The organism is Desulfitobacterium dehalogenans ATCC 51507 (genome assembly GCF_000243155.2).
GTDB lineage: Bacteria > Bacillota > Desulfitobacteriia > Desulfitobacteriales > Desulfitobacteriaceae > Desulfitobacterium > Desulfitobacterium dehalogenans.
The window spans coordinates 1,319,157-1,332,609 of record NC_018017.1; the positions used below are offsets into that span (position 1 = coordinate 1,319,157).

The window sequence follows — 13,453 nt, forward strand, 5'->3', positions numbered from 1 at the left end:
TCAACGACTATACTATTCATAACGGAGGTAATCATGAACGCAAATACGAGCCTTTTTATCCGTAACGGTCGCATTAAGACCATGAAAGGCCAAGAATTCATCGGAAGCATCTTAGTGGAAGGCACACAAATTAAAGCCATTGGGGAGAATCTGGTTGCTCCTGAGGGAGCAGAGATCATCGAAGCCCAGGATAAGTTTGTTTTACCCGGCTTTATTGACGCCCACTGTCACGTGGGACTGGGAGAGGAGATTTACCAAAGTGAAGGGGATGATCTCAATGAAATGACTGAGCCGATCACCCCTGAACTGCGTGCAATTGATGGTATTAATCCAGAGGATGAAGGTTTACGGGATGCTCGTTTAGGGGGAGTCACCGCAGTGTTTTCCACACCGGGCAGCGGCAATGTCATTGGTGGTACAGGCGTAGTGTTGAAAACAGTCGGCAAAGTCGTGGATAAGATGATCGTACGGGAACCTGCAGGGCTAAAGGTGGCCTTTGGTGAGAATCCCAAAATGGTCTATGGCGGTGAACAAAAGAAGATGCCCATGACACGTATGGCCACTGCGGCACTTCTTCGACAAGCTCTAGTGGATGCTGAGACCTATCTGGAAAAGTTGGAGCAAGGTATTGAAGATCCAGAAAAAGTGCCCGAGCGGGATCTGGGAATGGAAAGCTTGATTCGTGTGATTAAACGTGAGATTCCTTTACGGGCCCATGCTCATCGGGCTGATGATATTATGACCGCTATTCGCATTGCTAAAGAATTTAATGTAGATCTGGTCATTGAACATTGCACTGAGGGACATAAGATTGCTGAGGAAATCGCAGAATATGGATATCCTGCTGTTGTGGGTCCTTCATTAATTAATCGGGCTAAGGTGGAGTTGAAAGATAAATCCTTTGAAACTCCTAATGTCCTAACACAAGCAGGCGTTAAGGTAGCAATTATCACAGATCATCCGGTGACTCCCATCGAACAATTGCCCCTTTGTGCAGCGCTGGTAGCACGAGCCGGTATGGATGAAGAAGAAGCTTTAAAGGCCATCACTATTAATCCGGCAGAAATTATGGGCGTGGATCATCGCCTAGGATCCTTGGAAGTGGGTAAAGATGCGGATATCGTTATTTGGAGTGAACATCCTTTTGTTTTAAAATCACATCCTGAGACTGTCATTATTAACGGCAAAATCATTAGGGATTAGGCTTTCCGGGGGGCCGGGGCCGGCATCATTTCGCTTCCGTGGGCGCTTAGCCAAACCTCAGGGTAATACCTGAAGCGAACCAGATTTTAGAACGAATAGTTAAAGGAAAGGACGGTCAGAATGGACCTAGAAGTTCAAAGCCTAAGCGCAGATTGTACTCATGCCCTTGGATACAATTTAGGAAAAGCGCTTCGTGGGGGAGATGTGGTGTGCCTCTTCGGTGATTTGGGTGCGGGAAAAACTGCATTAGCCAAAGGAGTTGGGAAGGCTTTAGCAGTACAAGAACCCATGACCAGTCCGACCTTTACTTTTCAGATTGAGTATTCAGGGATAGCTCGGGATAATCCGGTGCGGTTAATCCACATGGATTTATATCGTTTGCGTTATCCAGAAGAGGTAGAAATAATCGGAGTAGAGGATGCCTTTCAAGAAGATACTATTTGCTTGATTGAATGGCCGGGAATTGCAGAGGACATCTTACCCGATGATTCATTAGAGATCAGGATTGAAGGATCAGGGGAGGAACCACGCAGAATCGGCTTTTCTTCTCATTCGGAAGCCTGGGTAGAACGGCTCAAAGATATTATTCCTTTTGAATATTAGGAGGATCTATGAAGTATCTCACCATCGATACTACCACCAAAGTCACAGCTTTAGCCTTGGCAGAGGACGGGCAGCTGGTGGCGGAAGGCTTTTTGCATACATCCAAAACCCATTCGGAGCGGTTGATTCCTGTATTGGATCAAGTCTTAGAGGCATCAGCCTGGAAGCTTCAAGATCTCGATTTTATTGGTGTGGTGCGGGGACCAGGCTCTTTTACGGGAATCCGTATTGGGATTGCCACAGCTCAGGGCTTGGCTCAAGTGCTCAAACTTCCCTTAGTAGGTGTGCTTTCCTTGGATTCTTTGGCTTGGGCCGGACATAGCCGACCGGAAGAAATCGTACCTATTCTTGATGCAAGAAAGAATGAATGGTATACAGCTCGGTACCGATGGTCGGAAGGAGAGGAAATCCCCATACGAAGCCGGGATCCTTTCGCGGTAGAGCCAGCTCTTTGGCTTAAGGAATTGGCGGAACAGGATAAAGCCATTGTTTTTATCGGTGACGCCGTTTCGCGCTATAAAGAGAAGATTAAGACCACCTTAGGGAATAAGGCGGTGCTTCTCCCGGATTATTTGGCTTTACCACGGGGAGCGTATACTGTTCGTTGTGTTTGGAATGAATGGCAGAAGGGAACCCAGGGGAAGCTTGTGGAACCTTATTACATTCGGTTATCGGAAGCTGAGGTCAATTGGGCTAAGAAAGAGGAGGCGCTAAAGGGGAAATGATGATTCGCCCCATGCAAGAGAGTGATTTATCCACAATTCTGGAGATAGAGCATGCTTGCTTTCCGGCACCTTGGGCTCCCCAGTCTTTTGTCAGTGAGCTGAGAGATAATGAGTATGCACGGTACTTTTGCTTGGAACACGAGGGCAATATCATCGGCTATATGGGGTTATGGTTTATACTCGAAGAAGGACATATTACCAATGTGGCTATAGCACCGGGGTATCAGGGGATGGGCGGAGGAGAGTTCCTGATGCGCTCTGTGATCGATTTGATGGTTAAGGAAGGCATGGAGCGTATGACCCTTGAGGTACGAGCCTCCAATGTCTCTGCTCAAAGACTGTACGAACGCCTAGGTTTTGCAACTGCGGGGGTTCGTAAAGGCTATTACTCAGATAATCGTGAAGATGCCCTTATTATGTGGCTTGATATAGGCAAAGAGTAGAGATAGTCTTTGCCATACTGAGCGGTGGCGAGTATCTCTATAAGAAGAGATGTCTTTTTCTGGTGAAGGAAAGTAGGCAGATATCGGGAGGTTGCTGGTGAACAATAAAGATATTAATATACTTGGAATTGAGACAAGCTGTGATGAGACCTCAGCGGCCGTGCTTCGCAATGGCCGTGATCTGCTCAGTCATATTATTTCATCGCAGATCAAGACCCATCAAAAATACGGTGGAGTCGTGCCGGAAGTGGCTTCACGGGAGCATATCCTACATTTGCAAAGTGTTGTAGAGGAAGCTTTGCAAGGGGCGAAGATGGAGTTTGGAGATTTGGCGGGAATTGCAGTGACCTATGGACCGGGGCTTGTGGGCTCTCTTCTTGTAGGAGTGGCGGGGGCAAAGGCTATGGCTTATGCGGCAGGGATTCCGTTGCTGGGAATTAACCATTTAGAAGGACATATTTATGCGAACTTTCTCCATGATCCGGAGCTGAAGTTTCCTTTATTGGCTCTCCTCGTCTCGGGAGGGCATTCCCATTTGGTGCATTTTGAAGGGCATGGGAAGTATCAAGTCCTTGGACATACTCGGGATGACGCTGCAGGGGAGGCTTTAGATAAGGTAGCTCGGACCTTAGGGTTGGGTTATCCTGGAGGACCTTATATTCAAAAGGCCGCTCTTGAAGGGGATCCTCATGCCTACGAATTCCCAAGAGCTATGCTTGAACCCGGCAGTCTTGATTTCAGCTTTAGCGGAGTGAAGTCCGCTGTGCTCAATACCTTGAATTCAGCGCGAATGAAGGGCGAGACGGTGAATGTTGCTGATGTGGCAGCTTCTTTCCAGGAGGCCATCGTAGATGTCTTAGTGCGTAAGACCTTGCTGGCCTTGGAAAAAACAAAGGCTCCTACCCTAGTCCTTGCCGGAGGAGTGGCAGCCAATACTTCACTAAGGAAACGTCTCACTGAGGCAACCCAAAAACGGGGTGTTGCCTTTAGTTATCCACCTCCGGTTCTCTGCACGGATAATGGAGCCATGATCGCGGCAGCCGGATACTACCGTTATTTAGCTAAGGATTATGCTCCTTGGAATTTGAATGCTATACCGGGACTGAATCTGGCTTAAGGGAGTATAGTTCGAATAGGACTATACCCCCTTTCTTTTTCTCGAAATAGGACATTCGGGCAAGAAATTTTGAAAAGGGATAATATGTTCTGTGGATAGTTAATTCTGTGGACAATGTGGATAACTCTGTGACTAACTGGTATTAGCGGGTTGAGAGGTGTTGAATTTGAGGAGGAACATTGGACATAATTACCCACAGACCCTGTGGATAATGTGGATAAGTCAGGGACAAGGGATATTATGAAGGGATGGAGATGGGGATAACTTAAAAATATGAAAAGTAGTACAAGGTACTTTTCTTTTATCCTTTGTTCGAGATAAAATAGAAGCATGTGTTTAAAGAGTTTCTCATACCATGGGGGAGAGCCCTTAGTTAACGGCTTAAAATTAATTTATTTATAAGAACGGAGAACAAACATGTGGATATTATTTGTTTGTCTTATAGCAGGAGCTTTCGTGGGATGGTTTCGTTTATTGCCTAGGGTTATCTTGAACCAAGCGGGACGAGGGATGATGATCGGGGTATTGATTCTCTTGTTGACCATGGGTTTACGGATCGGAGTGGACCAGAACACTCTTTCACAATTAGGGAGCTTCGGATTGCAGGCCTTCTTATTTGCAGTTGCGGCAATTATAGGAAGTGTAGTGGCTGTTTGGCTATTAGAAAGAGTTTTCATTGGGAAGTCGCCCATGCTTCCGCAGCAAGATAAGATGGAAGTGAACAGTACTGAGGCAGCTCATCCCTATCAGATGACTTGCGCAATTATTGGGGCGTTTATTGCAGGAATTTTCGGCGGGATTCTTTTATTTCCCCAGGCTTGGACAGCATACTTACCAACGATTACAACGTTAGCTCTTGATTTTACTCTGGTCATGGTAGGCATCGATTTAGGTCTGAATCGCGATATTTGGAGACATATGCTCAAAGTTGGTTGGCAGGTGTTTTTAGCACCTGTGGGTGTGGTGCTCGGTAGTATTGTAGCGGCTATGGTGGTAGGATTGTGCTTTGGATGGGAGCTTCGGGAGGGAGGAGCAGTTGGTGCTGGGTTTGGATGGTACAGCCTATCTGGGGTTTTGATCTCCGACCTTCACTCGGTCTCCTTGGGTACTATCGCTTTTTTGAGTAATATATTTAGAGAAGTTTTAGCGATTATTTTTGTCCCTTTTTTAGCTAAAAGGGTGGGGCCGTTGGCCCTTGTTGCTCCCAGTGGAGCGACAGCTATGGATTCGACCCTTCCTCTCTTGGTGGCGGTGGGACCTAAAGGTATCGGTATCGTAGCTATAATTAGCGGGCTTTCTTTATCTCTTCTGGTTCCGGTTTTGGTACCCCTGGTTTTAGGTTAGATCAGGAAAGCCATTTAAGTATTTATCGAACTTTGTAGAAGGAATATTCTAATCTTTGACGAATCTATTATATGATTGACTGAATTTTCTTGAAAAGAAAAGTATATTTTTTTAGTGGAGGATCTAAAGGAGGATTGAAAGGTGTCTGAGGAGAAGCGGTCATTGCGGGAACGGGTACTGTCCCTGCGATCGGCGTTGACGCCGGAAGAACGGGCTTTTAAAAGCCAAAGAATTCAGGCTATCGTGACTCAGACCCGTGAGTTTCAGGAAGCAAGCACCATCATGCTTTTTATGAATTTTCGCGATGAGGTAGAGACTACTGAGTTAGCCCAAATAGTCCTTGACTTAGGAAAGCGGTTGGTATTGCCGCGATGTGCTCCAAAGGGGGTGCTTATACCGGCACTTATCGAGGATTTGGAAAAGGATATTGAGTCAGGAATGTGGGGAATCCGTGAACCTAAAAAGGAGGAACTCACTAAGGTTGATCCCCTGGAGATCGATTGTATTCTTGTTCCTGGAGCAGCTTTTGATACTCAGGGCAATCGCCTCGGTTATGGGGGCGGATATTATGATCGGTTTTTCGGGAGATTGGCAGAAGGAACACCAAAGATTGCGCTTGCTTTTCACTGCCAGATCGTGGACAGAATCCCCGTTGAGTTTTACGATAAGAAAGTAGACATGTTAATCACTGAACAGGGTATCATGCGTTTCAAAGAAACGCTTTGAACTTAGTGGAAAAGGGAGGAGAATCGTTTTGTGTGAGGAGTGTAGGGAGTTAGTTGATCCTAAAGAGGAACAATTGGATCGGATATTAGCCCACTATAAACAGGAGAAAGGGGCGCTTATTCCGGTTTTGCAGGAAGCACAAGGACTTTATGGATATTTGCCTGAACATGTGATAAAGCACATAAGCAAGGAACTACGTATACCTTCTGCTAAGGTTTATGGAGTTGTCACATTTTATGCCCAATTCCGCCTTGCTCCAATGGGACGCAATGTCATCAGTGTCTGCTTAGGTACTGCCTGCCATGTTCGGGGAGGAGCTAAAGTTCTGGAAGCCATAGAAAAAAATACAAAAATTAAGGATGGACAGACCACGGAAGATGGACGCTTTACTTTAGAGATTGTCAACTGTATTGGTGCCTGCGGATTAGCTCCTGTTATGTCCATTAATGGAAATGTCCACGGACGATTGAATGCAGATCAGATCCCAGGAATCCTGGCAGAGTATAAGTAGGGGGAATAGGGATGAACACAGAAGCTAAAAAACAGGTTTTTATCTGTGCGGGCACAGGCTGTCTCTCTTCAGGAGCCAATAAAATCATTGATTTAATGAACGTAGAGATAAAACGTCAAGGGTTGTCTGAGAATGTAGAGCTCATCGCCACAGGTTGCCGTGGTTTTTGTGAGCAAGGGCCAACTTTGGTCGTAGAGCCTGCTCAGAGATTTTACAGAAGAATTCAACCGGAAGATATTCCGGAGCTTGTTGAGAAAGAATTAGGTCAAGGGGAGAAGGTGGAGCGCCTTTTCTATGTGGATCCTCTGTCAGGAGAACCGGCTTTAAGCTATGAGGACATTAGTTTCTTTGCCAAGCAAACCCGTATCGCTCTTAAAAATTGTGGATTTATCGATCCTACTAAGCTTGAGGATTATCTTGCTCATGGAGGTTATGAAGGTTTAAAGAAAGCCCTCACTATGGACCCCGAGGCAATTATCGAGGAAGTCAAGGGAGCCGGCTTACGTGGCCGGGGAGGAGCCGGTTTCTTAACTGGTCTGAAATGGAGCTTATGTAAAGCTACTCCATCAGATAAAAAATATGTGATTTGTAACGCCGATGAAGGAGATCCGGGTGCGTTTATGGATCGCGGTCTTCTCGAGGGAGATCCTCATGCCGTCATTGAGGGAATGTTGATTGGCGCCTATGCTATTGGTGCAGATGAGGGCTATGTTTACTGTCGTGCAGAGTACCCCTTGGCTATCAAGAATCTGCAAATTGCCATGAAACAGGCTGAAGAAGCAGGATTCTTAGGTGATAACATCTTAGGTACGCAATTTAGTTTCCATTTGAAAATCAACGCTGGAGCCGGAGCCTTTGTTTGCGGTGAGGAAACGGCTTTGATGGCATCTATCGAAGGAAAAAGAGGTATGCCTCGAGTGCGGCCTCCTTTCCCAGCTCAAAGCGGGCTATGGGGTAAGCCTACCAACATCAATAATGTTGAGACTTGGTCCAACATACCTCATATCTTAAAAAATGGAGCCCAATGGTATGCTCAGTACGGAACGGAAAAGAGCAAAGGCACAAAGATTTTTGCTCTAACTGGTAAGGTTAACAACACTGGATTAGTTGAAGTTCCTATGGGAATGCCTTTAAGAGATATTATTTTCGATATCGGCGGCGGTATTAAAGACGGTAAGAAGTTCAAAGCGGTGCAAATCGGCGGCCCTTCAGGAGGATGCCTGCCGGAAGATATGTTGGATCTCCCTGTGGATTATGACACCCTAACCCGGGCTGGTGCTATGGTGGGTTCCGGTGGTTTGGTTATCATGGATGAAACCACTTGTATGGTGGATATTGCCCGCTTTTTCCTGAACTTTTCCCAGAGCGAATCCTGCGGAAAATGTACCCCCTGCCGTGAAGGGAATAAACGGATGTGGGAGATTCTCGACCGCATCACCCGTGGTGAAGGCAGGGAGGAGGATATTGAGAAACTGGAAACCCTGGCCTATACAGTTAAAGAAACCTCCCTGTGCGGTTTAGGTCAAAACGCGCCTAACCCTATCCTGGCCACCTTAAAATATTTCCGGGAAGAATTTGAGGAGCATATCCACGCTAAAAAATGCCGGGCCGGAGTTTGCAGTGACCTCCTGACCTACGAGATTGATGCGGAAAAATGCAAAAAATGCGGACTGTGTGCTAAAAATTGCCCAGCTAACTGTATCAGTGGAAATAAAAATACCCCCTATGTTATTGATGGGGAAAGGTGTATCCGCTGCGGAAGCTGTATGGATACCTGTAAATTTGGCGCGGTTATCCGGGCCTAGAAGAAAGGGGTGGATTTGGTGGAATGGCTGAATTTAACCATTGATGGAAAAGAAGTTGTGGTGCCCAAAGGAAGCACGGTCCTGGAAGCATGCCGGATGCACGATATTCCGGTTCCAACCCTTTGTCAGGATCCGGAGCTCACTAATGCCGGGGCATGCCGTCTCTGTATTGTGGAGATTGAAGGAATGCGCAATTTGCCGCCTTCTTGTGTGACCCAAGTGACCCAGGGTATGATTGTTAAAACTCAGACACCGAAGGTACGCAAGTCCCGCAAGGTGATCCTTGAGCTCTTAGTGGCGAACCATCCATTGGATTGTATGACCTGTCAAAAGATGGGGGATTGCTCCCTTGCTCAATATGCCTATGAATACGGTGTATCCGGTGAAGACTACCGAGGGGAACGGCGTGAACACCCCCTTGATGACAGCAACCCCTTTATTCTAAGAGATCCGAATAAATGCATCCTCTGCGGTAAATGTGTGCGGGCTTGCGAAGAGATTCAGGGACGAAGCGTATTGGATTTCTTTAAGCGGGGCTTTGACGCCCAGGTGGGACCGGCTTTTGATATTCCTTATAGTGAATCGGAATGTGTTTTCTGCGGATCCTGTGTTTCGGTCTGCCCGGTGGGGGCATTGGTGGAGAAAAAGATGGTTGGCCAGGCTCGGGCCTGGAACATCGAAAAAGTACAGACCACCTGTCCTTTCTGCGGTACAGGCTGCAACTTTGACTTAAATGTCAGCAATGGCAAAGTGATTGGGGTAACTTCAAATCCGGAGGCACCGGTGAACGGCAAAGCCCTCTGTGTCAAGGGCCGTTTCGGTATGGACTTGATCCATAGTCCTCAGCGCCTGACGACTCCGTTGATTAAAAAGGATGGCGAATTCGTCCCGGCAGGCTGGGATGAAGCTCTTGATTTGATTGCCACAAAGTTCGGTGAGATCAAAGAGCAATATGGACCAGATTCTTTTGCAGCCCTCAGTTCGGCTCGTTGTACCAATGAAGAAAATTACCTGATGCAAAAATTCATGCGCGCGGTGATCGGAACGAATAATGTGGATCACTGCGCACGTACCTGACACGCTCCCACTGTGGCAGGTCTTGCCACTTCATTTGGCTCAGGAGCGATGACCAATTCCATCAATGAAATCCCCAATGCGGAAGTCATGTTTGTAATCGGCTCCAATACCACGGAAGCTCATCCGATTATCGGTACCAAGATGAAACAAGCACTGGCTCGGGGAGCCAAGCTCATCGTAGCTGATCCACGGGAGATCGAGCTGGCCAGGGATGCTCATGTCTGGATGAGATTGAAGCCGGGCACAGATATTCCCCTGATCAATGGGATTATGAATATCATTTTGGAGAACGGCTGGGAGGATCGTGCCTTTATTGAGGAACGGACCGAAGGCTATGAACAACTACGGGAAAATCTCAAGAAATTCCCGCCGGAAGAAGTCAGCAAAATCACTGGAGTTCCCGTAGAGCTAATGGTGGAAGCTGCCCGTCTCTACACCGGTGTGGAACGTGCTCAGATTTTCTACACCCTGGGAATCACGGAGCATGTCTGTGGCACAGATAATGTTATGTCCCTGGCCAATCTGGCCATGCTCACTGGAAATATCGGGAAGGAAAGCTCCGGAGTCAACCCGTTGAGGGGTCAGAACAATGTGCAGGGAGCCTGCGATATGGGGGCTCTGCCTAATGTTTACACCGGTTACCAGAGTGTTACCAACCCGTCGGTGCGGGCTAAGTTTGAAGAGTCCTGGGGAGCTTCCCTTAATCCCAACCAGGGCTTCATGATTCCGGATATGTTTGATTCAGCGGTTAAGAAGGAATTGCGGGCTATGTATATCATGGGCGAAGACCCTGTGCTAACCGACGCCGACGCCAATCACGTGCGTAAAGGCCTGGAGGCTCTGGATTTCCTGGTTGTTCAGAACATCTTTATGTCTGAGACCGCCGAACTGGCTGATGTCATTTTGCCGGGCGCCAGCTTTGCGGAAAAGGACGGCACGTTCACGAATACCGAGCGTCGGGTGCAGAGGGTTAATCGGGCGATTAAGCCGATCGCCGCTGCGAAGGCTGACTGGGAAATCATTTGTGAGCTCGCCAACCGGATGGGGTATCCGATGGCTTACCAGTCTCCCGCGGAGATCATGCAGGAAATTGCCGCGCTGACGCCGCAATATGCCGGCATCACCTATGAACGTCTGGGCAGGAAGGGATTGCAATGGCCGGTTCCCCATGCCGATCATCCGGGAACGAAGTTCCTGCACGAAGGGAAATTTACCCGTGGCAAAGGCTTATTCGCGGCGATTGAGCATCAACTGCCGGATGAGCTGCCTGATGAAGAGTATCCATTCCTGCTGACCACAGGCCGCAAGCTGCAGCATTACAATATCTCCACTCGTTTCTCAGCTGCGTTGGATGAGCATGCACCTGAGGAATTGGCTGAACTTAATCCTAAGGATGCCCGACGGTTGGGAATTCAGGACGGTGAGAATGTTAAAGTAGTTTCCCGCCGCGGTGAGGTAGTGACCAAGGTCTGGGTAACTGAAAGGGTCCCGCCTGGAGTGCTCTTTATGACCCTGCATTATAGGGAGTCACCGACGAATGTCTTAACCAACGGAGCGTATGATAAAGTAACTAAGACCTACGAATATAAGGTCTGCGGTGTGCGGGTGGAACCTCTGGTGCAATCTGCACAATAAAGGAAACTTGCTTCAGGTGGAGTTTCGACTCCATCTGAAGCGTAGTTGACTTATCCTCTGTGAGGATAGGAATAGGGGAGTGTCCAAGCTTTGTCTAATATGCATAGCTTGCGGCACTCTCCCTTTTTTATTTCAGAAAAAACAGCTTGGTATTAACTAGCTATTAGGGTGGAAAGTAAAAGTTCTTTTATGGGAAGGGCTTATCTGTGTTACAATAAAGCAAAAGACAAAAGTCTGATCATTGATAGATATAGGGAGACATACCATATGGATGCTAATAATGGAGAAACCCTTTTGCCGATAACCGGAATTATCCTGGCCGGTGGGAAAAGCTCTCGCATGGGTCGCAACAAGGCTTTTATTGAATGGGCTGGGGTCCCACTCATTGAGCATACCTTAGCTATCTTTAGTACGGTCTTTGCTGAAGTGATGATTAGCAGCAATCATCCGGAGCTCTATGCTAAATATGGAGTTAAAGTGATCAAAGATAATTATCTGGACCATGGGCCCTTAGGAGGGTTAGAAGCATGCTTGCGGGAAGCTCGTTATGATTATGCCTTTTTTGCCGCTTGCGATATGCCTTTTTTGAGTGTAGAAGTGATTCGATTTATGGCCGGGAAAATTGAAGGGGAGGTTGATATCTTAATCCCTGAGCTTGATGGCGAAATTCAACCCCTCCATGCTTTTTATCACAAAAACTGTCTTCCCATAATTGAAGACAGTTTAAAGGCGAAGCATCTTAAACTGGCAGTATTTATTCGGCAAAACAACAGGGTACGTCATATGAGGGAGAAGGATTTCATTAATTTTCCAAACATACGTCTTTGTTTCAGTAATATGAATACACCTCAAGAATACCTAACCCTGCAACAGCATAATCTTCATAATACTTGACAATAATGTAGACATTCTTTATCGTATTTAAAGGAAACTATAAAAAGCGGCTATTTTATCAGGAATTTATTAAGATTTGTTAATAAAGATTAAGAAATATTATTATTAGAACTCTTTTTGCAATCTCCAAAATAGTGTATACTACAATTAGTTACATTCTTTAATAATTATTCACAGCCGTAGTATAATGAGTAATAGAATACGTTTTGTGCTCCGAAGCTGGAAACCTAAAGTGAGCTATGGTTTACCAGTCGTGCATTCTGCACCGGGTATTATTGGAAACAGTAATGCCTCCCATTTGGAAAGGAGTCTGTAGGGTATAGGGGAACTCCCCGGTTTTACAGACCGTGGGAGTTCTTTGTTTTGTGGAATAATGAACGTGAAGGTGGGGGAAATCTATGCAAGATCAATATCGACGCCAGATCGAATACCTGAGGATTTCCATTACAGATCGCTGCAATTTACGTTGCAAGTATTGCATGCCTCCTGAAGGAGTTCAATGGATTCCCCATGAGTCTATCTTGACCTATGAAGAAATATCACGTGTCATGCGGATTAGTACCTCCTTAGGATTTAGACGGTTTCGCATAACCGGCGGGGAGCCCTTAATTCGATCCGGAATTCTGGAATTTTTACAGAATGCTTCCCAAATTTCAGGGGTGGAGGATCTGATGCTTACCACCAATGGGATACTTCTTCCAGACATGGCAGAAGACCTAAAGAAGGCGGGAGTTAATCGAGTTAATATAAGCCTGGATACCTTCGATGAAGATAAGTTTCGAGAGCTCACCCGTGGTGGGGATATTAAGAAAGTCTTTCAAGGGATACACCGCTCCCTCGAAGTAGGGTTACATCCGGTTAAACTCAACGTAGTGGTTGTTCGTGATTTCAATAGCCATGAACTGCCACGTTTTATGGAATTAGCCCATGACTATCCCGTTCATGTTCGCTTTATCGAATTGATGCCCATCGGAATCAGTTCGGATAAACGCAGTGATTTTGTATCCATCGATGAGATGAAAGCAATATTGGGCTTAGAGGGCCTTAAAGCTACTCGTGACATTCGAGGAGGAGGGCCTGCTGAATATATCACTTCGGAGGGATTTAAAGGTAGTGTGGGCTTTATCAGCGCTATCAGCAAACATTTTTGCAGCACCTGCAACCGTATTCGCTTAACTCCCGATGGTAAGCTGCGCCTATGTTTACACAGTTCCAATGAAGTGGATTTTCGTGAAGTGCTTCGCTCCAACAAGAGTGATGATGAGGTCAGGGATGTTTTTGCCCAAGCGATTTGGAATAAGCCGGCTGAACATCATATGAATGATCAGGCTTGGCAGGATCAACGGATTATGTCCCAGATTGGAGGATAA

General features: G+C 46.6%; 12 protein-coding genes and 1 riboswitch. All 12 genes read left to right on the forward strand.

Features of this window, described 5'->3' with window-relative positions:
• Positions 1 to 33: 33 nt before the first annotated feature.
• The 12 genes from DESDE_RS06380 to moaA all read left to right on the forward strand — a co-directional run bounded on the left by DESDE_RS06380 (position 34) and on the right by moaA (position 13,453).
• Positions 34 to 1,203, forward strand: coding sequence for an amidohydrolase (locus DESDE_RS06380; RefSeq protein ID WP_014793225.1), 1,170 nt, complete (start codon positions 34 to 36; stop codon positions 1,201 to 1,203).
• 120 nt (positions 1,204 to 1,323) lie between these two features.
• On the forward strand, positions 1,324 to 1,806 hold the full coding sequence (tsaE, locus tag DESDE_RS06385) for a tRNA (adenosine(37)-N6)-threonylcarbamoyltransferase complex ATPase subunit type 1 TsaE (RefSeq protein WP_014793226.1): 483 nt from the start codon (positions 1,324 to 1,326) through the stop codon (positions 1,804 to 1,806).
• Positions 1,807 to 1,814: 8 nt separating this feature from the next.
• On the forward strand, positions 1,815 to 2,531 hold the full coding sequence (gene tsaB, locus DESDE_RS06390) for a tRNA (adenosine(37)-N6)-threonylcarbamoyltransferase complex dimerization subunit type 1 TsaB (protein WP_014793227.1): 717 nt from the start codon (positions 1,815 to 1,817) through the stop codon (positions 2,529 to 2,531).
• On the forward strand, positions 2,528 to 2,974 hold the full coding sequence (rimI, locus tag DESDE_RS06395) for a ribosomal protein S18-alanine N-acetyltransferase (protein WP_014793228.1): 447 nt from the start codon (positions 2,528 to 2,530) through the stop codon (positions 2,972 to 2,974). Before tsaB ends, rimI begins: the two co-directional genes overlap by 4 nt.
• 97 nt (positions 2,975 to 3,071) lie before the next feature.
• Positions 3,072 to 4,091 (forward strand): tRNA (adenosine(37)-N6)-threonylcarbamoyltransferase complex transferase subunit TsaD, encoded by a 1,020-nt coding sequence (tsaD, locus tag DESDE_RS06400; RefSeq protein ID WP_014793229.1) that lies wholly within the window; start codon positions 3,072 to 3,074, stop codon positions 4,089 to 4,091.
• A 417-nt stretch (positions 4,092 to 4,508) separates the two neighbouring features.
• Positions 4,509 to 5,435, forward strand: coding sequence for a LysO family transporter (locus DESDE_RS06405; RefSeq protein WP_014793230.1), 927 nt, complete (start codon positions 4,509 to 4,511; stop codon positions 5,433 to 5,435).
• 141 nt (positions 5,436 to 5,576) lie between these two features.
• Positions 5,577 to 6,161 (forward strand): 5-formyltetrahydrofolate cyclo-ligase, encoded by a 585-nt coding sequence (locus tag DESDE_RS06410; RefSeq protein WP_014793231.1) that lies wholly within the window; start codon positions 5,577 to 5,579, stop codon positions 6,159 to 6,161.
• A 28-nt stretch (positions 6,162 to 6,189) separates the two neighbouring features.
• Positions 6,190 to 6,672, forward strand: coding sequence for an NADH-quinone oxidoreductase subunit NuoE (nuoE, locus tag DESDE_RS06415; RefSeq protein ID WP_014793232.1), 483 nt, complete (start codon positions 6,190 to 6,192; stop codon positions 6,670 to 6,672).
• 11 nt (positions 6,673 to 6,683) lie between these two features.
• Positions 6,684 to 8,477 (forward strand): NADH-quinone oxidoreductase subunit NuoF, encoded by a 1,794-nt coding sequence (gene nuoF, locus DESDE_RS06420; RefSeq protein WP_014793233.1) that lies wholly within the window; start codon positions 6,684 to 6,686, stop codon positions 8,475 to 8,477.
• An 18-nt stretch (positions 8,478 to 8,495) separates the two neighbouring features.
• Positions 8,496 to 11,189 (forward strand): formate dehydrogenase subunit alpha, encoded by a 2,694-nt coding sequence (gene fdhF / locus DESDE_RS21040; RefSeq protein ID WP_014793234.1) that lies wholly within the window; start codon positions 8,496 to 8,498, stop codon positions 11,187 to 11,189.
• A gap of 267 nt (positions 11,190 to 11,456) precedes the next feature.
• Positions 11,457 to 12,083 (forward strand): molybdenum cofactor guanylyltransferase, encoded by a 627-nt coding sequence (mobA, locus tag DESDE_RS06435; protein WP_014793235.1) that lies wholly within the window; start codon positions 11,457 to 11,459, stop codon positions 12,081 to 12,083.
• A 199-nt stretch (positions 12,084 to 12,282) separates the two neighbouring features.
• Positions 12,283 to 12,408, forward strand: a riboswitch (molybdenum cofactor riboswitch).
• A 73-nt stretch (positions 12,409 to 12,481) separates the two neighbouring features.
• The gene (gene moaA, locus DESDE_RS06440; protein WP_014793236.1) at positions 12,482 to 13,453 is read left to right on the forward strand and encodes a GTP 3',8-cyclase MoaA; all 972 of its coding nucleotides are present in this window, start codon (positions 12,482 to 12,484) and stop codon (positions 13,451 to 13,453) included.

Coding starts and splice junctions, on each gene's coding strand:
- DESDE_RS06380 (WP_014793225.1), top strand. CDS start 34: ATGAACGCAAATACGAGCCTTTTTATCCGTAACGGTCGCATTAAGACC.
- tsaE (WP_014793226.1), top strand. CDS start 1,324: ATGGACCTAGAAGTTCAAAGCCTAAGCGCAGATTGTACTCATGCCCTT.
- tsaB (WP_014793227.1), top strand. CDS start 1,815: ATGAAGTATCTCACCATCGATACTACCACCAAAGTCACAGCTTTAGCC.
- rimI (WP_014793228.1), top strand. CDS start 2,528: ATGATGATTCGCCCCATGCAAGAGAGTGATTTATCCACAATTCTGGAG.
- DESDE_RS06405 (WP_014793230.1), top strand. CDS start 4,509: ATGTGGATATTATTTGTTTGTCTTATAGCAGGAGCTTTCGTGGGATGG.
- nuoF (WP_014793233.1), top strand. CDS start 6,684: ATGAACACAGAAGCTAAAAAACAGGTTTTTATCTGTGCGGGCACAGGC.
- mobA (WP_014793235.1), top strand. CDS start 11,457: ATGGATGCTAATAATGGAGAAACCCTTTTGCCGATAACCGGAATTATC.
- moaA (WP_014793236.1), top strand. CDS start 12,482: ATGCAAGATCAATATCGACGCCAGATCGAATACCTGAGGATTTCCATT.